The following is a 22,738-nucleotide window of genomic DNA, read 5'->3' on the forward strand; positions in this document are numbered from 1 at the left end:
CCGATCGGTCGCACCCCGGACAGGCGGATCGGCCATGTTAGCCTCACCTGACCGACACGGTCCGACGCTATCTCGAAATGGGGCTTCACCAGTGAACAAGCGCATCACCTCGGCGTTCGCGGCTGCTGCTGCCACCGCGCTGCTCGTCACCGGCTGCGGTGGAAGCGATGATTCCGATCACGCCGATCACAGTTCGGAATCCGCCGCTGCGTCGACCACCGAAGCGGCAACGACGACGGCCGACGCCGCGGTTGCTGCACCGACGACGGCGGAACTCACCGACTCGTTGACCCTCATCGTCGCTCCCGATGTCGACGCCGCCACCAAGGCCGCGGAGATCGAGAACGGCCAGGCGCGGATCGCGAACCTGGAACAGATGACGGCTGCGCTCGCGAACTACGGCGAGATCACGTTCGACGTGTCCGAGCCGACGGTGGAGGGCGAAACTGCCACCGCGGACGTTGCCATCGCGACGCCGCGAGGAACAGCGGCACCGTCGCCCAACACCTGGGTCCTGATCGACGGCAAGTGGAAGGTTTCCGACGCGTCCGCGTGCGCGTTGCTCGCCATGGGACAGGCGCCCTGCGTCTAGAGCGTCAGCCCTTGCCGGAGCGACGCTGAGGCTTCGGAGTCACTGTGCCCGCCGCAAGTTTGCGTGCACTGACGAGAAACGCGGTGTGCCCCTGCATCCGATGTTCGGGGCGCACCGCCAAGCCGACGACGTGCCACCCGCGCACGATCGACTCCCACGATCTGGGCTCGGTCCAGCATTCCTGCCCGCGGAGAGTCTCGACGACCTTCGACAACTGCGTGACTGTCGCGACGTACACGATCAGTACTCCCCCGGGCACGAGCGCGTCGGCGACGGCAGGGAGCGCATCCCATGGCGCGAGCATGTCCAGAACGACCCGGTCGACCGTCTCCCCGGGGTGGTCCGCCCCGAAACGGTCGATGTCCGCGACGGTCAGTTCCCAGTTGGGCGGACGCTCACCGAAGAAGGTTTCGACGTTCTTCACCGCGTAGTCGGCGTGGTCCTGACGGATCTCGTAGGAGATGACCTTGCCCTCCGAACCGACGGCGCGCAGCAGCGAGCACGTCAGCGCACCGGAACCGGCCCCCGCCTCGAGCACTCGTGCACCGGGGAACACGTCTCCCTCGTGCACTATTTGCGCGGCGTCCTTCGGATAGATCACCTGCGCGCCGCGTGGCATCGACAGGACGTAATCGGTGAGCAGCGGTCGCAGCGCCAGGTACGGGGTGCCGTTGACCGAGGTGACGACGCTTCCCTCGTCCGCACCGATGAGCGCGTCGTGGGTGATTCCACCGCGGTGCGTGTGGAACTCCTTGCCCGCGTCGAGAACGACGGTGTAGTGCCTGCCCTTGCCGTCGGTGAGCTGGACGCGGTCGCCGACGCGGAACGGACCACTGCGCGCCGGCCCCGTGGACAGCGCCTGGGTGTCGTCCGTCTCCGACTGCGCCTCTGTCTCCGACTGCGTCTCTGTCTCCGACTGCATCTCGGGAGCCTGTGCCGACGGTTCAGCAGTCCCGAACACGGTTTCGTCCGAAGACTCCGAAAACCCGGAAGACACAGCCGACTACCTCTTTCGCTTTGCAGAACAGATCCGGTGGGCCCGGCGGGCCGACACTCGGCCGCCTAAGACTACGGCCTTGCGTGAATCTGTCGGTCCACGGGCTTAGTCTGCAGAGCGTGAGTATCACCGATGTGCCTGCACCACCCGTCCGAACCGGCTCCACCAGCTCGACCCGACGGAGCGCACCGGCCCTTTCTCCGTCCCGCGCGGGTGACTACAAGCAGTGCCCGCTGCTGTACCGCTTCCGTGCGATAGATCGGATACCGGAGAAATCGACGAAGGCGCAGGTCAAGGGGACGGTGGTGCACGCCGCACTGGAGGCGCTCTACGGAATGCCCAGCGAGAGCAGACATTCGGAGACGGCTGTCGGTCTCGTCGATGCCGCGTGGGATCGGGTGTGCGCCGAATCTCCTGAAGTCGCGGACACGCTCGTCGGTGACGAGCGCACCGTTCTGCTGGACCAGGCTCGGGACCTGGTCGCCGGGTATTACGAGATGGAGGATCCCACTCGATTCGATCCGGAGTCCTGCGAGCAACGGGTCGAGATCGACCTGGAGGACGGTACTCCGCTTCGAGGTTTCATCGACCGAATCGACGTCGCGCCCAACGGAATGGTCCGCGTCGTGGACTACAAAACAGGTAAGGCCCCGCGGGAGTTCACCGAGGCGAAGGCGCTGTTCCAGATGAAGTTCTATGCGCTCGTGGTCATGCGTCTACGCGGAATCGTTCCGGCACAACTGAAACTGATGTATCTGGCGGACAAGCAATCACTCACCTACACCCCGGACGAGGGTGAGTTGATCAGATTCGAGCGGATGCTCTCGGCGATCTGGAAAGCCATCGTCGCCGCAGGCAAGTCGGGCGATTTTCAGCCCAAACGTGGAAAGCTTTGCGGTTGGTGCGATCACCAGGCGCTGTGTCCCGAGTTCGGCGGCACTCCCCCGGCGTATCCGGGTTGGCCGGAGGCGCGGTCGTGACCGGCATTCCCGACGCATTCTTCGTACCGCTCGGACGAGCGGAACCGGGTACCGAACGGTTCTCGAGTACAGAGCGGTTCTCGAGTACAGAGCGGTTCTCGAGTACAGAGCAGTTCTCGAGTACAGAGCGGACGACGAGCCTCTGGGCGCCGACCATGCAGCACGGTGCTCCGCCGTCGGCACTGCTGCTCCGTGCTCTCGAACGTGTGGAAGCCCGATCCGACGTTCGGGTGACGCGGGTGGTCGTCGAACTGCTCGGACCGGTTCCCATCGCGGACATCGTGGTGAGGTCCTGGGTGGAGCGTCCGGGCAAGAACATCGAACTCGTCGCGGCCGAGTTGTGGGCAACCACTGCGACCGGGGTGGACCGTGCTGTCGCTCGCGGAACCGCGTGGCGGATGACGACGGAAGACACCGCGGCTGTTGCCCATGCCGCGGATCGGCAACTCGCGCCGCTGACGGACGCGTCGTTGCATTCGTGGGGAGGGCGGTGGAAGTCCGGGTACCTCGACAACATCGAGGTCCAGGCACTCGGAAGCATCGACGCCGACGGACCGGGCCTCGTCTGGGCGCGCCCGAAGACCGCTCTGGTCCTCGGTGAAACCATGACCCCGCTCGAGCGTCTGTTCTCCATCGCCGACATCGCCAACGGGGTCGGTGCATCTCTGGACCTCGACCATTGGACGTTCCTGAACACGGACCTCACCGTGCATGTGTTCCGGATCCCGGACGGCGAGTGGGTAGGTGTCGCGGCCGAGACCTCCGTGGGTCCGGACGGAGTGGCCATGTCCGCCGGCGTACTCCACGACGAGCACGGACCGGTCGGGCGTATCGCCCAGACCGTGCTGGTCCGTCCCCGTTCCTGACCGAACCGGTCAGAACGCCCGGCAGGACCGAATGTCCGACGCGAGAATAGCTTTCGCGCCGAGGTCGGCGAGATCGTCCATGACGGTGTTGTGAACCTTGCGAGAGACCATGGCACGCACGGCGATCCAGTTCTCGTCGGCCATCGGCGACAGCGTCGGGGACTCGATTCCGGGCGTAATCTTGACGGCCTCGTCGAGAATGGCCTTGGGGCAGTCGTAGTCCAGCATCAGATACTGCTGCGCGAACACGACGCCCTGGACGCGAGCGATGAGCTGCTTGCGAGTCCTGTCGGAGCGATCGCTGCCCTCACGTTCGATGAGCACTCCCTCGGAATCGCACAGCGACTCGCCGAATGCCACCAGGTTGTTCTGACGTAGTGAGCGGCCGGATTCCACGACATCGGCGATGGCGTCGGCGACACCGAGTTGGATGGAGATCTCCACAGCACCGTCGAGACGGATGACCGTTGCTTCCAACCCTCGAGCCGCCAGGTCGGCCTTGACGAGGTTCGGGTACGACGTGGCGATTCGCAGACCGTTCAGGTCTGCCGTCGACCACTCCTTGCCCTGAGGTCCCGCGTACCGAAAGGTGGAGCGACCGAAGCCGAGACCGAGCAACTCCTCCACCGGCGCCCCGGAATCGAGTGCGAGGTCGCGGCCGGTGATGCCCAGGTCGAGTTGACCCGAACCGACGTAGATCGCGATGTCCTTGGGACGGAGAAAGAAGAATTCGACGCCGTTCGCGTTGTCGAGGACGGTCAGGTCCTTCGAGTCGCTGCGGCGACGATAGCCGGCCTCCTTGAGAATTTCGGCTGCGGACTCGGAGAGGGCGCCCTTGTTGGGAACTGCTACACGCAACATTGCGAGGTCCTTAGATCGGGAAAGTCAGACGGTGAACGTGTGCACACGGTTCACAGATGTCGGTAGACATCGTCGAGCGTCAGGCCCCGACCCACCATCAGCACCTGGACCCAGTACAGCAGCTGCGAGATCTCCTCGGCGAGCGCTTCGTCGCCTTCGTGCTCGGCGGCGATCCAGACCTCACCCGCTTCTTCGATGATCTTCTTGCCCTGCGCATGCACGCCTGCATCCAACGCAGCGACGGTGCCGGAGCCCTCGGGGCGGGTGGCAGCGCGGTCGGTCAGCTCGGCGAACAGGGAATCGAAGGTCTTCACGGTGAAAGATTCTTTCATGACGACGCGGGACGCCGTGCATCGCACCATGCCGAGCGGAGGTCGTCGGCCGTGAGACCGACGAGCGATTCGCGTACGACGTAGCCTGGAGACGCCGCCACAGCAACCTCCGACGGCACGAGGAGTACGGAGCATCCTGCTCGGTGAGCCGACAGCGACCCGGTCGGAGAGTCCTCGACCGCGAGGCACTGCGACGGGTCGAGGCCGAGCAGAGCAGCGCCCTTCAGATAGGGCGCCGGATGCGGCTTGCCTTCGTCGACTTCGTCGCCACTGACGGTGAAGTCGAAGTACTCACGCCCGATGGTGTCCAACGCGTTCTCGACGAGTCCGCGTTCGGTGTTGGTGACCAGTGCGGTCCTCAGCCCGATGTCGCGGGCGAGCGCCAGCGCGTCCTTGGCGCCGGGACGCCACGGGATGCCTTCGGCGAACAGTTCGGACACACGGGCGGTCAGCCAGTCGCGTCCAGCGGCGAGCGATTCCTCGGTGACGTCGGTGTCGGTGTGCACGAAGACCTTGGTCAGCGCGCCGCGCATGGAGTTGCCGAGCGTGCTCTCGCGAACCTCGGGGGTGAGCTCACGCCCGTGGGTCACGGACAGTTCCGCAACTGCAACGTCCCAGATCTTCTCCGAGTCGAGCAGTGTGCCGTCCATGTCCCACAGGACGCCCTGCAGAGACGAGTTGTCAGACATTGAAGTACTTGGCCTCCGGGTGGTGAAGAACGAATGCGTCGGTGGATTGCTCGGGATGCAGCTGCAGTTCTTCCGACAGCTTCACGCCGATACGTTCCGGTTCGAGCAGTGCCGCGAGCTTGACGCGATCCTCGAGGTCCGGGCACGCACCGTAGCCGAACGAGTAACGAGCGCCGCGATATTCGAGCTTGAAGAAGCCTTCCGCGTCCTCGGGATCGTCCTCGGCGACGCTTCGACCACCCGTGAGTTTCAGCTCCTCGCGGACGCGGCGATGCCAGTACTCGGCGAGCGCCTCGGTCAGCTGCACACCGATACCGTGCACCTCGAGGTAGTCGCGGTAGGAATCCGCCGCGAACAGTTCGTTGGCGAAGTCCGCGATGGGCTGGCCCATCGTCACCAGGTTCATCGGCAACACGTCGACCTGACCGGTGTCGCGAGCACGCTCTCGCGACCGAACGAAGTCCGCGATGCACAGGAAACGGTCCCGCTGCTGCCTCGGGAAGGTGAATCGGAAGCGTTCGGGCGCATCAGGATTCGGCTCGGTGAGGACGATCACGTCGTCGCCCTCGGACACCGCAGGAAAGTAGCCGTACACCAGCGCCGCGTGGGCGAGAATGCCGTCCGTACTGAGGCGGTCCAGCCAGTACCGCAGCCGCGGCTTGCCCTCCGACTCGACGAGATCCTCGTACGTCGCTCCCTCACCCTTGCGAGCGCCGCGCAGACCCCACTGCCCGAGGAAGAGCGCGCGCTCGTCGAGCAGACCCGAGTACTCCGACAACGACACGCCCTTGACGATGCGGGTGCCCCAGAACGGCGGCACAGGAGTCTCGACATCGATCGCCACGTCGGACCGTTCCGGAACGACGACGGGAACCTCGGCCGCCTTCCGCTGCTCGGCGATTCGGCGCGAGCGCTCGTGACGCGCCTTCCGTTCCTCGGCCTTCGCCTTGGCTTCGAGCGCCTCCGGACTGTCCGGGGCCGGTCCCCCGCCTCGTTTGGTGGTCATGATGGTGTCCATCAGCCGTAGACCCTCGAACGCGTCGCGGGCGTAGTGGACATCGCCCTGATAGACGTCCTGAAGATCGTTCTCGACGTAGGACCGCGTCAACGCGGCCCCACCGAGCAGAACCGGGAACTGCTCGGCAACACCCTTGTTGTTGAGCTCGATCAGGTTGTCCTTCATGACGACCGTGGACTTCACGAGCAACCCGGACATGCCGATGACGTCGGCGCGCTTGTCGATCGCCGCTTCCAGAATGGTGGCAATCGGTTGTTTGATACCGAGATTGACGACCTCGTATCCGTTGTTGCTCAGGATGATGTCGACCAGGTTCTTGCCGATGTCGTGGACGTCGCCCTTGACGGTTCCGAGCACGATGCGCCCCTTGCCGTCGTCGTCGGTGGCCTCCATGTGTGGTTCCAGGTATGCCACAGCGGCTTTCATCACCTCGGCGGAGGCGAGGACGAACGGCAACTGCATCTGACCCGATCCGAACAGCTCACCCACGGTCTTCATGCCGGACAGCAGCGTCTCGTTGATGATCTCGAGCGGTGGCTTCTCGCCCATCGCGGCATCGAGATCGACGTCGAGGCCGTTTCTCTCACCGTCGACGATGCGGCGCTCGAGTCGCTCGAACAGTGGCAGCCGCGCCAGCTCCTCGGCCCGGGACTCGCGCGCAGACGCCGCCGAGACCCCCTCGAACAGCTGCATCAGCTTCTGCAGCGGGTCGTACCCCTCGGACCTGCGGTCGTACACGAGATCGAGCGCGGTTTCGCGTTGCTCGTCCGGAATCTTGTTCATCGGCAGGATCTTCGACGCGTGGACGATCGCAGTGTCCAGTCCGGCCTCGGTGCACTCGTGCAGGAACACCGAATTCAGGACCTGACGCGCTGCCGGGTTGAGACCGAACGAGATGTTGGACAGACCGAGTGTGGTGTGCACCTTGGGGTACTTGGCCTTGAGCTGCCGAATTGCCTCGATGGTCTCGATGCCGTCTCGCCGGACCTCCTCCTGACCGGTGGAGATGGGGAACGTCAACGTGTCGACGATGATGTCCTCGTGGGACAGGCCCCAGTTGGTGGTGATGTCCTCGATCAACCGATCGGCGACGCGCACCTTCCACTCGGCCGTGCGGGCCTGACCTTCCTCGTCGATCGTCAATGCGACGACTGCCGCGCCGTGCTCCTTGACGAGCTTCATGATCTTCTGGAAGCGCGAATCCGGTCCGTCGCCGTCCTCGTAGTTGACGGAGTTGACGGCGCTGCGGCCGCCGAGGTGTTCGAGACCTGCCTCCAGAACTGCAGGTTCGGTGGAGTCCAGCATGATCGGAAGTGTCGACGCCGTCGCCAATCGTGATGCGAGCGCGGACATGTCGGCCGCACCGTCGCGTCCGACGTAGTCGACGTTGAGGTCGAGCATGTGTGCACCGTCGCGCGTCTGATCCTTGGCGATGTCGAGGCACTTCTCGTAGTCCTCGGCGATCATCGCATCGCGAAATGCCTTGGACCCGTTGGAGTTCGTCCGCTCACCGATCATCAGGATGCTGGCGTCCTGCTCGAACGGCACAGCCGAGTAGAGCGATGCCACGCCGGGCTCGGGTGCAGGCGCCCGGTCGGCCTTCGCGACACCGTGGACGAGGTCCGCGACCTGACGGATGTGCTCCGGCGTGGTTCCGCAGCACCCACCGACGAGAGACAGGCCGTACTCGGACACGAAACCACCGAGCGCGTCGGCGAGTTCCGGCGCCGTCAACGGATACTCGGCTCCGCGAGGACCGAGCGTCGGCAAACCGGCATTCGGCATGACCGACACCGGGAGCGTCGAATGCTTCGACAGGTGGCGCAGATGCTCGCTCATCTCGGCAGGACCCGTCGCGCAGTTCAGACCGATCATGTCGATCCCCAGTGGCTCCAGCGCCGTCAACGCAGCACCGATTTCGCTACCGAGAAGCATCGCCCCGGTCGTCTCGACGGTCACGTGCGTGATGATCGGAATACGCACGCCGAGTTTGTCCATCGCGTGCTGACTGCCGATGATCGCGGCTTTGACCTGAAGCAGGTCCTGGCACGTCTCGACCAGGATGGCGTCGGCGCCGCCGTCGATCATGCCGAGCGCTGCCTCGACGTACGCGTCCCGCAACACTGCGAACGGCGCATGCCCCAACGTCGGAAGCTTCGTTCCCGGACCCATCGATCCCAGGACGAACCGCTCCATCCCGTCGCGTCCGGGTCCCATCTCGTCGGCCGTTTCGCGGGCGAGGCGCGTTCCCTTCTCGGCCAACTCGCGGATCCGATCCGAGATGTCGTAGTCGGCGAGGTTGGGGAGGTTGCACCCGAACGTGTTGGTCTCGACCGCGTCTGCACCGGCATCGAAGTACGCGCGGTGTATCTCCCGTAGGACATCCGGGCGCGTGTCGTTGAGGATTTCGTTGCAGCCCTCGAGTCCGAGGAAATCGTCCAGCGTCAGGTTCGCATCCTGCAGCATCGTGCCCATTGCCCCGTCACCGATGACAACGCGACTGCGAATCGCATCGAGCAGGCTGGTTCTGTGTAGCGCAGGCATCCCTACAGAGTAATGGGCGCGTGGCTGTGCCCCTCACGGCGCAGCCTGGTCGTAGGCTGTCGTGGTGAGTCCCCGAAACCTCGACGGCAACCAACCCGCCGACAACGACGATACAGAACACGACAATCCGGACAGTGCGGCCGAAGCACTGCTGGAAGCGGTGTCCTCGGCTGTGTCGAACGCAACACCGGTGCCGACGGCCTCCGAACTCGACGACGACGATCTTCCACTCCCGACCCTCCGCGACCCGATACTCGTCGCCGCGTTCGAGGGGTGGAACGACGCAGGCGACGCCGCGAGCGGAGCCGTCGAGCATCTGGAGTTGATCTGGGATGCGACGCCTCTCGCCGAGCTCGACTCGGAGGACTACTACGACTATCAGGTCAACAGGCCGACCATTCGGCAGGTGGACGGTGTGACCAGAGAGATTCAGTGGCCGTCGACGAGGTTGTCGGTGTGCTCACCGCCGGGAAGCGCCAGGGATGTGGTGTTGCTTCGGGGTATCGAACCGAACATGCGGTGGAGAAGTTTCTGCGACGATCTGCTGGAGTTCGTCGACCAACTCGGTGTCGACACCGTCGTGATCCTGGGTGCCTTGCTCGCGGACACCCCGCACACCCGTCCTGTTCCGGTGACGGGCAGTGCGTACAGCGTCGAAGCGGCGGAACGCTTCAACCTGGAGCAGACGCGCTACGAGGGTCCGACGGGCATCACCGGCGTGTTGCAGGACGAGTGCGTCAAAGCAGGTGTTCCGGCGGTCTCGTTCTGGGCGGCCGTGCCCCACTACGTCTCGCAACCGCCGAATCCGAAGGCAACCGTTGCGCTGCTTCAGCGTGTCGAGGACGTTCTCGACATCGAGGTTCCGCTCGGCGAACTCCCCACTCAGGCCGAGGAATGGGAGGAAGCCGTCACCGACATGACGAAGGAAGACGAGGAGATCAGCGAATACGTCCGCACCCTGGAGGAGCGCGGCGACGCCGAGGTCGACATCTCCGAGGCCATCTCCAAGATCGACGGGGACGCCATCGCTGCCGAGTTCGAGCGCTACCTGCGTCGACGAGGGCCGGGCAACTTCGGGCTGTGATCGGTTCCGACCCCGGGCGCCTGCGTGTTGCGGCGCTCTATTTCGGGGGATTTCTCGGTCCGTTCGGCGGCGCCCTCGTGGCCTCGATGCTTCCCGAGATGGGTGCCTCGCTCGGCGTGTCGACAGGATCGGCGTCGGCATCCCTGACTGCGTACCTGCTTCCGTTCGCCGCGGTGATGCTGGTGTCCGGAACGCTCGGCGCACGCTGGGGACGCCTTCGCACCGTCCGCATCGCCTATGCGGTGTACACGGCCGCGTCGATCGTGTGCGTGTTCGCACCGAGCCTCGAGGTGTTGCTCGCTGCTCGCGCAGTGCAGGGATGCGGCAACGCGTTCACGACCCCACTGTTGCTCGTGACTCTCGCCGAGGCCACCCCACGAGCGCGGCTGGGCAGGGTGCTCGGAACGTTCGGTGCCCTGCAGGCGGCCGGACAGACGAGCGCCCCGCTCGTCGGGGGTCTTTCGGCCGAGTTCGACTGGCGATACGCGTTCGTCGTTCTCGCCTGTGTGTCCGCGGTTCTCGGCGTCGTCGGTCTCCCGAGAACCACCACTGCAGAGCAGACAGCACCTCCCCGCGAACGTCTGCGCGACGCCCTGCGGCCCTACGTTCTGAGAGTCGGCGTGGTGGCGCTCCTGGGATGGGGAGCACTCGGCGGGGTGAACTTCCTCCTCGCGTATCGCGCGGAAGATCAGTTCGGACTGACGGCGTCCCAACGCGGACTGCTCCTGACCGTGTTCGGGCTCACCGGCATCCTGACCGCGCGCAGCGTCGGACGCCTCATCGATCGCCTCGGCGCACAGCGGACCGTGCTGATCGGTGCCGTCGCCGGTGCGGCGCTCGTGGCGGTTGCGGGCACCGTGCCCGTGCTGTGGGCGGTCGCAGCTGCCTGGGCGGTCGCCGGAATCGCGTCGCAGTTCGTTCTCGTCGGCGTCAACGCCGCGGTACTGGCAGGCGGGTCCAGCCGAGGCGGCGCAGTGTCGGTGGTGCAGGCGTTCAGATTCTCCGGCGCGGCGGTTGCGCCGCTCGCTCTCACTCCGTTGTATCTCGCACATCCGTCGGCGGGATTCCTCGTACCCGCAGTGCTTCTCGCCGTGGTCGCGCCCCTCGCCATGCCCCGAACCTCCGCGCCCTGACATCCGCGCACGACGTCGTGTGAGCACATTCTGACCCTGCCGTAACCCGCACGCCTCCACCGCGTCACCGTTCGGCGCGACAGTCGTGGCATGGCAAGCACACCGCGGTTTCTGCAGGGCGTCTTCCCGTTCACCGGACACGGACTCGACAAGCCGGAGAACGTCGACCCGTCCACCACCTTCGTCGTACCGTCGGGATCGATCGCGCAGCCGCTGTACTTCAGGGGCGGAAACTCCAGCGACGAACTCGTCGTGGTTTCGTTGCTCCGGGACGGGCAGCCGATGCGTCTGTTCCCCATGGGAGCCAAGAGCGGGGTCAACATCCCGTTGCGTGTGGTCGAGGACGTCGACCCGGACTCGGTCCTGGAGCTGGTCGTCGCAGCTCCCGAGGGAACGACGGGCGAGGTCGTCGTCGACTTCGGTCTGGTGTTGATCTGATGTCGGGGTCCGAATCGAACAGGACCCGCCTGCTCGTGGTCGGCAACGGAATGGCAGGCGCCAGAACGGTCGAGGAAATTCTGAAACGGAGCGCCGATCGGTTCGACGTCACGATGATCGGCGACGAACCGTACGGCAACTACAACCGCATCATGCTCTCGCACGTGCTTGCCGGGGAGACCGGCGTCGACGACGAGGATCTCCTCCTGAACCCGATGAGTTGGTACCGGGAGAACGGCGTGACTCTGTACGCGGGCGACCGAGCAGTGTCCCTCGATCGGTTCGCGAAATCGGTGCGATGCGAGAGCGGTCGCGACGTGGCCTACGACATCTTGATCATCGCGACGGGAAGCAACAACTTCTTCCCCAACATGGACGGACTCCGTGAACCCGACGGCCGACTTGCCCGCGGCGTGTTCGGGTTTCGGACCATCGAGGACACCAACGGGATGCTGCAGATGGCGGCATCGCAGGACGACCTGCGCGCAGTGGTCATCGGCGGTGGCCTGCTGGGACTCGAAGCAGCGTACGGTCTACGCACGCAGGGCCTCGATGTGGACGTCGTGCACTCCCCCGGTCATCTCATGAACCAGCAGCTCGACGAACGCGGCGGCAAGCTGCTGCGGAACAAGATCGAATCGCTGGGCGTGGGAGTGCACACGTCCAAACGCACGACCTCCGTTCTGCGCACCGAGACCGGCGCAGTGGCCGGTGTCGGTTTCGGCGACGGCACGTCGCTGCCCGCGGACATGATCGTCGTCACCGCGGGAATCCGCCCGAATGTCGAGTTCGCACGAGGGGGCGGCCTCGTCATCGAGCGCGGAATCGTCGTCGACGACCAGTTGCGCTGCGAGGACGAAGGGTCGATCTTCGCGGTCGGTGAATGCTGCCAGCACCGAGGCGAGGTGTACGGCCTCGTCGCACCGCTGTGGGAGCAGGCCGTGGTACTTGCCGAGCACCTGACCGGCACGGATCCCGCTGCCGCGTACCACGGTTCGAGGCTGACGACCAAGCTCAAGGTCGCCGGGGTGGACGTCGCCGCAATGGGCGTGAAGGGACCCGAGCGTGAGGACGACGAGTTCGTCCAGTTCTACGAGCCCAGAAGCGGTACCTACAAGAGCGTGGTCGTCCGCGACGGAAAGTTGATCGGCGCAACGCTTCTGGGTGACATCAGCAAAGCGAACTTCTTGACGCAGGCGTTCGACGAGAAGGTACCGCTGCCCGACGAGCGGATCAGCATGCTCTTCGACATGGGCACCCCTACCGCGGCGACCGGGGCTGCCGAACTGGCCGACGACGTTCAGGTGTGCAACTGCAACGGAGTCACGAAGGGCACGATCGTCGCCTGTGTCCACGCGGGTGCCAAGTCGATGGGCGACGTCACGGCCGCGACCCGCGCCGGGAAAGGATGCGGATCGTGCAAGGGGTTGGTCGCCGACATCCTGGCCTGTGCCGCAGGCGGCGCGGTCGAAGCCGACCCGGCTGCGGACTGGTACGTCCCGTGCATCCCGTTGTCCAAGCCCGCCCTCATCGAGGTGATCCGCGAGCGTGATCTGAGGTCGGTGTCGCAGGTGTTCACCGAACTGGCGACCGGCGGCCGCGAGGACGTGCCGTCGAAGATGCCGTTGGCGTCCTTGCTCCGCACCGTGTGGGGACCGGACTGGGTGGACGAGCGCGGAGCACTGTTCATCAACGACCGCGTCCACGCCAACATCCAACGCGACGGCACGTTCTCGGTGGTTCCCCAGATGAAAGGCGGCGTCACCACCCCGGACCAACTGCGCAGGATCGCCGACGTCGCGGACAAGTACCAGGTGCCGCTCGTCAAAGTCACCGGCGGACAACGCATCGATCTGCTCGGCATCAAGAAGGAAGACCTCCCCAAGGTGTGGGGCGATCTCGACATGCCGTCCGGTTTCGCCTACGGCAAGAGCATGCGGACCGTCAAAACCTGCGTCGGCAGCGACTTCTGCCGGTTCGGTCTCGGCGATTCGACCGCACTGGGCATCGCGCTCGAGGACCGGTTCCAGGGCTTGGAGACCCCGGCGAAGCTGAAACTCGCCGTCGCCGGCTGCCCCCGCAACTGTTCCGAGGCACTGTGCAAGGACCTCGGTGTCGTGTCCGTCGGCGAGGACAAGTGGGAGATCTACGTGGGCGGTGCAGCGGGAGCGCACATCAGGAAGGGCGATCTGCTCGCCACCGTGGTCGGCGCCGATGAAGTGATCCGTGTCGCGGGAATCTTCATCCAGCACTATCGGGAGACGGCCCACTGGCTCGAGCGGACCTACGCCTGGGTTCCCCGTATCGGCCTGGAAGCACTCCAGCGGATCTTGATCGAGGACGCCGACGGGATCGTCGCGGGATTGGAGCAACGAATGCAGACGTCCGTCGACGGCTACCGCGACCCGTGGCAGGACCGGGTCGAGCAGAAGTCGCCCGCCCAGTTCGCACCGTCGCTCCCCCTGCTTCCGCTGCCTCGGGTCCCGGTCCGATGAGCATCCCCGTCGGTGCCGTGGAGGACCTGACACCTGGGGAAGGCCGCGCCTATGTGGTCGACGGCAAGCAGGTTGCCGTCTTCCTGCTCGGTGACGGCACCGTACGCGCCATGGACGCCGTCTGTCCTCACAAGGGAGGCCCGCTCGCGGACGGCCAGATCGACGGCTCCGTGGTGATGTGCCCGCTGCACCAGTACACGTTCTCGCTCGACACGGGTGTGTGCCCCAGCGGCATCGATTCCGTCAGGACATACCCGGCAGCGGTGGTGGACGGGAAGGTCACCGTCGACGTCTGAATCGCACCCTTCGGCGTGTTTTTCGCTCCTGGGCAGTGGACGCCTACCCTGTTGCAGTGAGCGAATCAGGAGCGGAGCCGGTGGTCGACGACATCCGGCACAGTACTGCGACTGCTTTTCTGCAGGAAGAACGGCTGAAACTGTTCGCGTTCACGGTGGCAGAGAAGCGGGCCGAGTACCTCTGGGTGTTGCGCGCGTTCGACATCGCACGCGCCAACTACGTCGTGTTGCTGCACGCCGCCGATGTCGCGGACACACTGGCGAGGAATGCGCCGGAGAATCTTCGGCTCGGAGCGGCGGAGATCGCGCCCCTGCTCGAACAACTGCACGCGTGGGAACTACTCGAGCGGAGCTACGACGGATCTCGCGCGGCGACACTCGCGGAGTATCGGAACCGTCATTTCGTGTATCAGTTCAGCGGCGCCGGGTACAAGGCATTCCGCGCCGTCGAGGACGTGCTGGGCGCACGGCTCGACGACGCCTCTCTGTCCCGGCTCGTTCTGCCCGAACTTCTCGCCGACATGCACGAGCTCGCCGAGGCCAATCGGCAAGCGGACGGCGATCGCATCTACCGTAAGCTTAGCCGCCTGGACTCCACGCTGTCCGAAATGGCAACGCGCGCAGCACATTTCTACCTCGTTCTCGGCGACCTGGTGCGTACCACGGAAATCACCCCCGAGACGTTTCTGGTGCACAAGGATGCGCTGTTGACGCACATGCGCGAGTTCAGCTCGGATCTGACGCGGTACGCACCCAAGCTCGCCGAAGCCATCGCGGTGGTCGAGTCGACCGGAATATCGGAACTGATCCACCGGGCGGCGGTCAGCGACGAGCGCGTGTTCCTCACCGTCGAGGAACGCACGGCGGACTGGCGGGCACGGTGGTCCGGCCTGTCGCACTGGTTCGTCGCAGCAGACGCCGAGCTCAGCGAGTCCGAACGCCTCCGCGAGGGCACCATGAGCGCGATCGCGGCCGTGCTGTCGCTGCTCCGACGCGTCACGGAGACCCGGAAGGGCGGCGTCAGCCGTGAAAGTCAGCTCCGTCACCTGGCGGGATGGTTTGCGAACACGTCCAGCGAAGACAGTGCGCATGCCCTGTTCCACGCCGTGTTCGGGCTCGGCCGTCCGCGCCATCTGTCGATGGTGCACCCGGACGCCGACATCATCCCCACCTCCCGCTCCTGGTGGGAGGCACCACCGGTGGAGATCTCACGGACGCTGGCGGAGACCGGTCGGGCGCCGTCGCCCGGGCTTCCCGGCCGGGTGCAACGCAACGACGGCGGAATCAGGAGGCTCCGCGAGCAGCAACTCGAAGCCCAGCGAGTCCGCAGTGCAGCCGCACGTTCACTGGCGTCCGACGGCGTCTACGAACGGACCCTCGACGAGGAGGAAACCGAGGTGCTGCTCGGCCTACTGAACGCCGCACTGACCGCGCGAGTTCGGGTCAGTGGACGAACGTCGGGATCCACCGGATCCGACAGCGGGGTGAAGCTCACGTTGACCACATCCGAGACCTCGACCGTCGTGCGCACGGCGCGCGGCCGACTGCACCTGGACCGTCTGCAGCTGGACGTGGCCGAGGTGGCCGGTCGATGAGAGCACGTGAAATACCTTCTCTCGCACTCGATTCCTACCAGCGCGCCGCGAGAGTGGCATTGGCGAACCACCTGGTCACCCGAGACTATCCGGACCGCATCGCGCTGCCACTTCTGCGCAGGTGGGCGACGGAACTGCGCGAGGACCTTCTCGAACTCTTCGGGTATCGACTCGAGGTCACCGAGACGACGGCCCGCGTGTACCCGGTGATCGACTCGCTCGATCCGAGCCAACCCGCCCGCACGGCCTCGGACCGCATCTTCGATCGACGCCGATACGCCTACCTGGCACTGGCCATGGCCGCGTTGGGACGAGCAGGCAACCAGATCACTCTGTCCGAGCTCGCCGACCACGTCGCCGCCGAGGCCGGGCAGGTCGACGGCGTCGAGTTGGAAGCGGATCGAGCGTCCGACCGGGATGCGTTCGTCGACGCGGTCGGCTGGTTGGCAGCTCGCGGTGCCATCTCTCTCGCCGACGGGGACGCGTCGGGCTGGGCGAGCAATCCGTCCTCGGGCGAGGCGTTGTACGACATCGAGCGTTCGGTGGTCGTCGCGTTGTTCCGGCCGCCGCGAGCAGTGCAGCATCTGCGTTCGGTCACCGGCCTACTCGTGGGATCCGACTCCCCGGTCGACGAGGATTCGGACGACGACGCCGCGCGCCCCACGGATCCGAAAGAGACGTTGCGCAAGGTCAGACGCGCTCTGGTCGAACGCCCCGTCGTGTACTTCGAGGATCTGGATCAGGACGGACGCACCGCACTCGCGGCGGACAGAACCGTCGCCGACGTGGAACTGCTCACCGGCTTGGTGTCCGAACGCCGCGCCGAGGGTGTCACGCTGATCGACACCGCGGGCAGGATGTCCGACGTACGGTTCCCGAGTACCGGCACCATCGCCCAGGTCGCACTGCTCCTGGCCGGCGAGATATCCGACCGTGTCGTCGACCCGGACGCCGACGCCCTCGCACACCATGCGCTCGCGCACCACGCGATCGTCGCGGACGACGACTTGGTGACGCGGCTGGATGCGGCCATCCCCGGCGGCGGAATCTTCGACGACCTGGCCGAATTCGGGTCGCCGACGGGCCCTGTCCCCGATACCGGCACCCCACCGGCCACCTATCCGTTCGTGGAGAACAGTTGGCTCGCGCACACCGTCGCCGATCTGGTCGAACGTTTCGGCCGCACGTTCGCCGCCCAGTGGCAAGCCGACCCCGACGGCCTGCGTGAACGAGCGGTGCAGATGCTGCATCGACTTCGGTTGGTGCACATCATGTCCGGCGGAGTTCTCGTGCTTCCCGTCATCGCCCGGTATCGCGATGTGATGGTGAGCGTGCGAGACCGGGTACCGCAGGACTCCTTGTTCGACAGCCGTTCCACGGACACAGAAATCGAGGCGCAGTAGATGACCGCACACTCCGAGCGCTTCCGCCCGACGCGAGCAGGAATCGTCAACCTGTGGGACTACCGTGACCAGGAGTTCTCGTTCGCCGACGGGCGGCTCGTCCTCCGTGGTCCGAACGGTTCGGGTAAGACCAAAGCCCTCGAAGTTCTGTTCCCCTTCGTCCTCGACGGGCGCATCGAACCGCGCCGGCTCAACCCGTTCGCGGGTGAGGAACGGACGATGAAGTCCAACCTGCTCTATCGCGGTCAGGAGAGCGCGCACTCCTACGTCTGGATGGAGTTCTCGCGCGGCACTCACGAGGACCCGGAGTCGGTCACCGTCGGAATCGGAATGCGTGCCAGCAGACAGAACGACAAGGTCACTCGCTGGTACTTCGTCGCCGACGGTCGCGCCGGGGTGGATTTCTCGTTGCTGGGCTCCGACGACCGCCCGCTCACCAAGAAGCAACTCGTCGAGCAGTTGGGCACCGACGCTTTGGCCGATCGTCCCGTGGACTATCGGGCTGCTATCGACGCTCGCATGTTCGGACTCGGCGCGGAGCGGTACGACCAGCTGATCAATCTCATTCTGACGCTTCGCCGTCCGCAGCTCGCGAAGAACCTGGATCCGAAGGGGTTGTCGCAGGCGCTGACCGACGGGCTGCGTCCCCTCGACGATCAGTTGGTGCTCGAAGCTGCGCGCTCGTTCAGCGACATGGAAGAGGTCGGGCGGGCCCTCGAAGGTCTTGCCCAGGCGGACCAGGCGGCGAAGAATTTCGTCGGGGTCTACTCGAAGTATCTCCGTGTGCAGGCTCGCTCGGATGTCGAACAGGTCTCCCGCAGGCTCGAAGCGGTGACCCATGCGACAACGGCGCACTTCGCCGCAGCCGCACTGAAGGAACGTCGGTTGCAGGAGCGTCTGGCGGCGGAGAAGCGATTCGACGACGCCGAACGCGCCCTCGACCAGGCCCTTGCCGATCGCGAGACGCTGCAGCGTTCGAGCGCGTACGAGGGCAAGCAGCAACTCGACGACTTGGCGGAATCGGCTGCGAAACTGAAGGTCTCGGCCGCCCAACAGTCCGAGCGTGCACGGGGTGCGCAGGCCGAACTCGAGAAGCGCACCACCGAATCCGCGAGGGCGGACACTGCTCTGAAGGATGCGACGACAGCGCTCGCTCGCGCCGAGGAGGAGTTGCAGGCCGCTGCCGAGGACGCAGGTATCGCGTGGGCGTCGATGCCCGCGGGCGCGCGCACCGACCAGTTCAGCACCGCTGTGCGTGGTCACGCCGAGGAACGTGACGGCGACGTGCGCGCCGTGCGGGAAGCGCTCGGAACAGCGGAGAAGGCGAGCACCGAACGTGCGCGCGCGGACCGCAGTGCCACCAGGGCGCACGAGTTGCTGGACGCCGCACGCGCGGCCGTGACGGGAGCCGAGGCATCGGTGGAACTCGCACGGGCGCAGTACACGTCGGCGCTGCGGGCGTGGTGGTCCGAACATTCGTCCACCTACCAACTCGCCGGCATCACGTCGTCGGCGTTCGAGGCTCTCGATGCCGCCGTTCCGCGTATCGGCGAGGACGACGGGCCGAGCTTGGACACCGTGCTCGCCGACGCCTCGGCCGACGGACTCGATACCGTCCGGGCTCGGCGAACGCACGCACAGCTCGGTGCTGCCGCGCTGACCGAGGAACTGTCCTCGATGCGGGCCGAGCGGGACCTCGTCAGCGCCGAACACGACGACGCACCTCCACCCTTCGCGGCACGCACGTCCTCGCGTGACGGTCTGCTCGGTGCGCCGCTGTGGCAGCTCGTGCGGTTCGCCGAGGGCGTCGATCCGTCCGAGGCGGCAGGTGTCGAATCCGCACTGCAGGCCGCGAACCTGCTCGACGGCTGGGTCTCGCCGACAGCCGTCCCCGACTCGCTCGAGTCCGAGCAGTACCTCGTTCCCGCTCCCGTGGAGTCCCGCCCGACCGGTCCCACCTTGGTGGACGTCCTCGTTCCCGAGTCGGGGACGGACGTGCCGGAGGAACTGATTCGAGACATCCTGTCCTCGATCTCGTTGGGACTGGTCGACGGCGTGACGTGTGTCGGTGTCGACGGCCGGTTCCGTCAGGGACTTCAGCGGGGACGGCACCGGAAGCAGGACGCCGAGTACATCGGAGCGACGGCACGCGCAGCCCGCCGCGCTACCCGTATCGCCGAGCTCGACAAATCCATCGCCGGTTCCGAGGCGTCGCTGAACGCCACCCGAGAAGAGGAACGCTCGGCCGCCGACCTTCTTCGCGGACTCGCCGCGGCAGCCAAGCAGCTGCCCAAGGCGTCGGCGATCATCAAGTCGCAGAAGGCCGTGACGGAATCCGCCGGGGCTTTGCGGACGTCACAGGCCGGGGCAGCTGCTGCGGACGCCGAACTCGACCAGGCCATCGCGGAACTGTCCGCCCGAGAGAAGCATCTACGTTCCACGGCGGTCGCGCACCGCACACCGCACACCGCACGGGAGATCGACTCGCTGGCCGCGGCCATTCGACATTTCCAGAATCAAGGCGAGCTGGTCCTGCGCCGACGCGGTGACCGCGTGCGCGAGGCCGAACGCGGTCGCGAAGCGTTGAACAGGTTGGAGGAGCAGACCGGCCTGGCCGAGGAACTCGCGGAGGAAGCGGCCATCGCCGAGGAGAGTCATCTTCAACAGGTCCAGAAGCTGGAGATTCTCAGCGAGAAGCTCGGGTCGACGGCCGTTTCGATCAACGCCGATCTGGAACGTGCGCGCGAGAAGATCGAGGCGTGCAAGGTCGAGCAGCGCGCCGCCCGCAAGGCCGACAAGGACGCAGGCGAGGCCATCGGTAAGGCCGAGGGTGCGTGCAACACCGCACAGGAGAGTCTGCGCGCTGCACTCACCGAAGGAATCGACGACGCCAAGCGTCTCGCTCCCTACGCACGCAAGGACCTGCTCGCCATTCTCGGTGTGCACGATCCGTACGCGTGGCCGTCGAGCGACTCCGCGTGGCTCGGCGTCGAGCAGATCCTCTACCGCATCCAGCATGCGGCGTCGCCGGACGACGACTTCCAGGTGCTCCCGGTCGCAGTCGCCGGACTGCACGCGGCGCTCGACGAGGCCACGGCATCGGTGAAAGCCGGTGAGTCCTACCGCAAGAGCACGCGCACGTCGCTGACGACCGCGCTGCAGGAGTTCGACTCGCAGCTCGCGTCGTCCGGTCAGGACTACCGACTTCAGTGGGACGCCCCGGACGGGTTGACAGTGGTTCGCGTCCAGGACGAACAGGGCTACTCCTCGATCGGCGACTTCGCCGACCGCATCGGCGACGCACGATCCAACCAGGAGACGCTCCTCACCGAGCACGAACGCAGGATCCTCGAGGATGCTCTCCTGACCGGGCTTGCACAGCAGATCCACGAACGCACCGTCGACGCTCGTGAGCTCATCGGACAGATGGCCAGTGAGATGAAGCAGCGAAAGATGTCCTCCGGCAACACCATCGGTGTGCATTGGGTACTGGCGGACAATCTCGACGACGGTGCCCGCGAGATCTCCAAGCTGCTCGACCGGGACGCGTCGGCATTGAGCTCGGACGACCTCGCGAAGATGCGCGCGCACTTCGCATCCGAGATCAGAATTGCCCGAGCTGCGCATCCCGAGCGCTCGTATCCCGAGATCCTGGCATCGACGCTGGATTACCGACGCTGGCGTGTGTTCTCGTTCAGTCTGATTCGAGGCGACGGCACCGAGGATCGGCTCACCGTCGCCAAGCACAGTGCGTTGTCCGGAGGCGAACAGTCGGTGTCGCTTCACCTGCCGTTGTTCGCCGCAGCGCATGTGATGCTGTCCTCCGCGGATCCTCACTGCCCACGGCTGCTGGCGCTCGACGAAGCGTTCGCAGGCGTCGACGACAACGGTCGCAGCGAGTTGCTCGGCCTGAGCGTTCAGTTCGATCTCGACCTGTTCATGACCGGATTCGACCTCTGGATCACCTACGCCGACGTGCCGGGCTGTGCGCACTACGACCTGGCGCATTCAGCGGCCGAGAACACCGTCAGCGCAGCATTGATGGTGTGGGCGAACGGCGAGCTGCTCCAGGAACACGACGGAGGTGACCTGGCGTCCGCACTCGGGTCGCCGCTGACGAGGCGCGTTCCGACCCGAGCGGAAGGTGGGCTCGACTTTGTCCGATGATCACGGCGCCGGGTGGCGCGGCACACCGGAACTCGACGTGCTGTTGGCCGCTGCACGCAAGAAGCTGGAGTCCAACTGGCTGAAGGTCGAGGGCAGCGTCACCGTACAGCTCGATGCCGCGCCGGACCTGTCGAGGCTCATGAGCGCAGTGAACGGATCGTCGTCTCAACTGAGCCGAGCGAGGTCGTCACGACTCGATCTTGCCCGGTTCGACGCCTGGCTCGGCCACTCCGTCAACGGCGGTGTCGGATTGCTGGACACACTGCGAGAGCGTGCACCGCTGCAGGACAAGAAGCGCATCGCCGCGGACAAGGCCGACGTCAAGGCGCGGGCGCTCGACAACGCTCGCTCGCTGCTCGCGACAACCGATCACGGCGAGTGGTTGGATCGCTGGCTCTCGTCTCTGTTGAATCAGGACGGAACCCTCGGCGGCCGCGTTGCCGTCGATGCTCTGGCTGTCGCGACCAAGGTCCTCGCAGTGCTTCCCGCGGACGGTCTTTCCTTGACGGAAGTGGCCGAGCTGGCCTGCGGCGACACGAAGGCTCTCTCGTCCGGCGGTGCACCCAAGCTGGTCCTGGAAGCGTTGTCTCTCAAGGAGGGTATTCCGCGGCCGGTCGATCCTGTCGGCATTCGTCTGCTGTGGGAAACCGCGGGCGTCTCGGTCGATGCACTGTCCAGCCGTGTCGTCGTGCTGGGGTATCGGGTCTCCGAGGACCACGTGGTGGCCCGGTGGTCGAACGAAGCCGCGGACGCGGGCATTCCCTTTCCTCTGACGCTCGACATGATCACTCGGGGACCACTGACCAACACCGCGGACCGAATCTTCGTGTGCGAGAACATCGCCGTGATCGCCGCTGCAGCGCGAACATTGGGTGGTGAGTCCGGGGCGATCGTCTGTACCGACGGGCAACCGTCCGCTGCGGTGCACAAACTGCTCGCCGGGCGCCGGTCGGGGACCGAGATCCACTGGCGCAACGACTTCGACTGGGCAGGGTTGCGCATGACCGGTCGCGCTGTCGCCCGCTACGACGCCGTCCCCTGGCGGATGGACCTGCAGTCCTACGAGCAGGCGCTGGATGCGAGAAACTCGGAGCCCCTCAAAGGTTTTCCCGCGGAGAGCCCGTGGGACCCCGAATTGGCACACGCGATGCACCGGTCCGGCCGGGCAGTGATGGAGGAACGGACCATCCCCGATCTTCTGCGCGACCTGAGCTGAGCCGAGCGTCCCCGACAAGAACGGCCGGAGGG

At 65.8% G+C, this 22,738-nt stretch carries 17 protein-coding genes; 12 read left to right on the plus strand and 5 right to left on the minus strand.

Annotated features, from left to right (window positions below; all coding sequences use genetic code 11):
• The first annotated feature begins 91 nt into the window (after positions 1-91).
• Positions 92-592, plus strand: coding sequence for a WKL family lipoprotein (locus CH289_RS22495; RefSeq protein ID WP_020110071.1), 501 nt, complete (start codon positions 92-94; stop codon positions 590-592).
• A 4-nt stretch (positions 593-596) separates the two neighbouring features.
• Here the strand turns inward: CH289_RS22495 and CH289_RS22500 are convergent, their stop codons facing one another.
• Positions 597-1,553, minus strand: a complete 957-nt coding sequence (locus CH289_RS22500; RefSeq protein WP_094728650.1) for a tRNA (adenine-N1)-methyltransferase — start codon at positions 1,551-1,553, stop codon at positions 597-599.
• A 155-nt stretch (positions 1,554-1,708) separates the two neighbouring features.
• Here CH289_RS22500 and CH289_RS22505 point away from each other — a divergent pair, with 155 nt between their 5' ends.
• Positions 1,709-2,569 carry a RecB family exonuclease gene (locus CH289_RS22505; RefSeq protein WP_027498509.1) on the plus strand — a complete coding sequence of 287 codons (861 nt, stop codon included), beginning with the start codon at positions 1,709-1,711 and terminating at the stop codon, positions 2,567-2,569.
• Positions 2,548-3,435, plus strand: a complete 888-nt coding sequence (locus tag CH289_RS22510; protein WP_094728652.1) for a thioesterase family protein — start codon at positions 2,548-2,550, stop codon at positions 3,433-3,435. The genes CH289_RS22505 and CH289_RS22510 overlap by 22 nt, the downstream gene beginning before the upstream one ends.
• A gap of 9 nt (positions 3,436-3,444) precedes the next feature.
• Here CH289_RS22510 and hisG read toward each other — a convergent pair whose 3' ends face one another.
• From hisG to metH, 4 genes are read right to left on the minus strand one after another with little or no spacing between them, the layout of a single operon-like run.
• On the minus strand, positions 3,445-4,296 hold the full coding sequence (gene hisG / locus CH289_RS22515) for an ATP phosphoribosyltransferase (protein WP_020110075.1): 852 nt from the start codon (positions 4,294-4,296) through the stop codon (positions 3,445-3,447).
• Between the two features lie 50 nt (positions 4,297-4,346).
• The gene (locus CH289_RS22520; RefSeq protein ID WP_094620656.1) at positions 4,347-4,628 is read right to left on the minus strand and encodes a phosphoribosyl-ATP diphosphatase; all 282 of its coding nucleotides are present in this window, start codon (positions 4,626-4,628) and stop codon (positions 4,347-4,349) included.
• Entirely contained in the window at positions 4,625-5,317 is a 693-nt protein-coding gene (locus CH289_RS22525) for an HAD family hydrolase (protein WP_094728654.1), read from the minus strand. Before CH289_RS22525 ends, CH289_RS22520 begins: the two co-directional genes overlap by 4 nt.
• Positions 5,310-8,879: a methionine synthase gene (gene metH / locus CH289_RS22530; RefSeq protein ID WP_033189708.1), complete on the minus strand. Its 3,570-nt coding sequence runs from the start codon at positions 8,877-8,879 to the stop codon at positions 5,310-5,312. The genes CH289_RS22525 and metH overlap by 8 nt, the downstream gene beginning before the upstream one ends.
• 172 nt (positions 8,880-9,051) lie before the next feature.
• On the opposite strand from metH, the gene CH289_RS22535 reads away from it, so the two are divergent.
• The 9 genes from CH289_RS22535 (at position 9,052) to CH289_RS22575 (ending at position 22,706) form a co-directional block, all read left to right on the plus strand.
• Positions 9,052-9,963 (plus strand): PAC2 family protein, encoded by a 912-nt coding sequence (locus tag CH289_RS22535; RefSeq protein ID WP_051104939.1) that lies wholly within the window; start codon positions 9,052-9,054, stop codon positions 9,961-9,963.
• Positions 9,960-11,096 (plus strand): MFS transporter, encoded by a 1,137-nt coding sequence (locus tag CH289_RS22540; RefSeq protein WP_094728656.1) that lies wholly within the window; start codon positions 9,960-9,962, stop codon positions 11,094-11,096. The genes CH289_RS22535 and CH289_RS22540 overlap by 4 nt, the downstream gene beginning before the upstream one ends.
• A 90-nt stretch (positions 11,097-11,186) precedes the next feature.
• Positions 11,187-11,534, plus strand: a complete 348-nt coding sequence (locus CH289_RS22545; protein WP_019666282.1) for a hypothetical protein — start codon at positions 11,187-11,189, stop codon at positions 11,532-11,534.
• Positions 11,534-14,029 (plus strand): nitrite reductase large subunit NirB, encoded by a 2,496-nt coding sequence (gene nirB, locus CH289_RS22550; protein ID WP_094728658.1) that lies wholly within the window; start codon positions 11,534-11,536, stop codon positions 14,027-14,029. The genes CH289_RS22545 and nirB overlap by 1 nt, the downstream gene beginning before the upstream one ends.
• The gene (locus CH289_RS22555) at positions 14,026-14,325 is read left to right on the plus strand and encodes a Rieske (2Fe-2S) protein (RefSeq protein WP_019666284.1); all 300 of its coding nucleotides are present in this window, start codon (positions 14,026-14,028) and stop codon (positions 14,323-14,325) included. Before nirB ends, CH289_RS22555 begins: the two co-directional genes overlap by 4 nt.
• A gap of 134 nt (positions 14,326-14,459) precedes the next feature.
• Positions 14,460-15,920 (plus strand): TIGR02677 family protein, encoded by a 1,461-nt coding sequence (locus CH289_RS22560; RefSeq protein ID WP_027498511.1) that lies wholly within the window; start codon positions 14,460-14,462, stop codon positions 15,918-15,920.
• A complete protein-coding gene (locus CH289_RS22565; RefSeq protein WP_026347988.1) occupies positions 15,917-17,323 on the plus strand; it encodes a TIGR02678 family protein in 1,407 nt (468 codons plus the stop codon). Before CH289_RS22560 ends, CH289_RS22565 begins: the two co-directional genes overlap by 4 nt.
• The gene (locus CH289_RS22570) at positions 17,324-21,490 is read left to right on the plus strand and encodes a TIGR02680 family protein (RefSeq protein WP_094728660.1); all 4,167 of its coding nucleotides are present in this window, start codon (positions 17,324-17,326) and stop codon (positions 21,488-21,490) included.
• Positions 21,480-22,706, plus strand: coding sequence for a DUF2399 domain-containing protein (locus CH289_RS22575; RefSeq protein WP_230621017.1), 1,227 nt, complete (start codon positions 21,480-21,482; stop codon positions 22,704-22,706). Before CH289_RS22570 ends, CH289_RS22575 begins: the two co-directional genes overlap by 11 nt.
• Positions 22,707-22,738: the final 32 nt, after the last annotated feature.

It is taken from the genome of Rhodococcus sp. RS1C4 (assembly GCF_002258225.1).
Taxonomy (GTDB): domain Bacteria; phylum Actinomycetota; class Actinomycetes; order Mycobacteriales; family Mycobacteriaceae; genus Rhodococcoides; species Rhodococcoides fascians_E.

Bases quoted from the DNA above. Each gene is read 5' to 3' on its own strand.
- hisG (WP_020110075.1), bottom strand. From the start codon at position 4,296: ATGTTGCGTGTAGCAGTTCCCAACAAGGGCGCCCTCTCCGAGTCCGCA.
- CH289_RS22520 (WP_094620656.1), bottom strand. From the start codon at position 4,628: ATGAAAGAATCTTTCACCGTGAAGACCTTCGATTCCCTGTTCGCCGAG.
- CH289_RS22525 (WP_094728654.1), bottom strand. From the start codon at position 5,317: ATGTCTGACAACTCGTCTCTGCAGGGCGTCCTGTGGGACATGGACGGC.
- metH (WP_033189708.1), bottom strand. From the start codon at position 8,879: ATGCCTGCGCTACACAGAACCAGCCTGCTCGATGCGATTCGCAGTCGC.
- CH289_RS22545 (WP_019666282.1), top strand. From the start codon at position 11,187: ATGGCAAGCACACCGCGGTTTCTGCAGGGCGTCTTCCCGTTCACCGGA.
- nirB (WP_094728658.1), top strand. From the start codon at position 11,534: ATGTCGGGGTCCGAATCGAACAGGACCCGCCTGCTCGTGGTCGGCAAC.
- CH289_RS22555 (WP_019666284.1), top strand. From the start codon at position 14,026: ATGAGCATCCCCGTCGGTGCCGTGGAGGACCTGACACCTGGGGAAGGC.
- CH289_RS22565 (WP_026347988.1), top strand. From the start codon at position 15,917: ATGAGAGCACGTGAAATACCTTCTCTCGCACTCGATTCCTACCAGCGC.
- CH289_RS22570 (WP_094728660.1), top strand. From the start codon at position 17,324: ATGACCGCACACTCCGAGCGCTTCCGCCCGACGCGAGCAGGAATCGTC.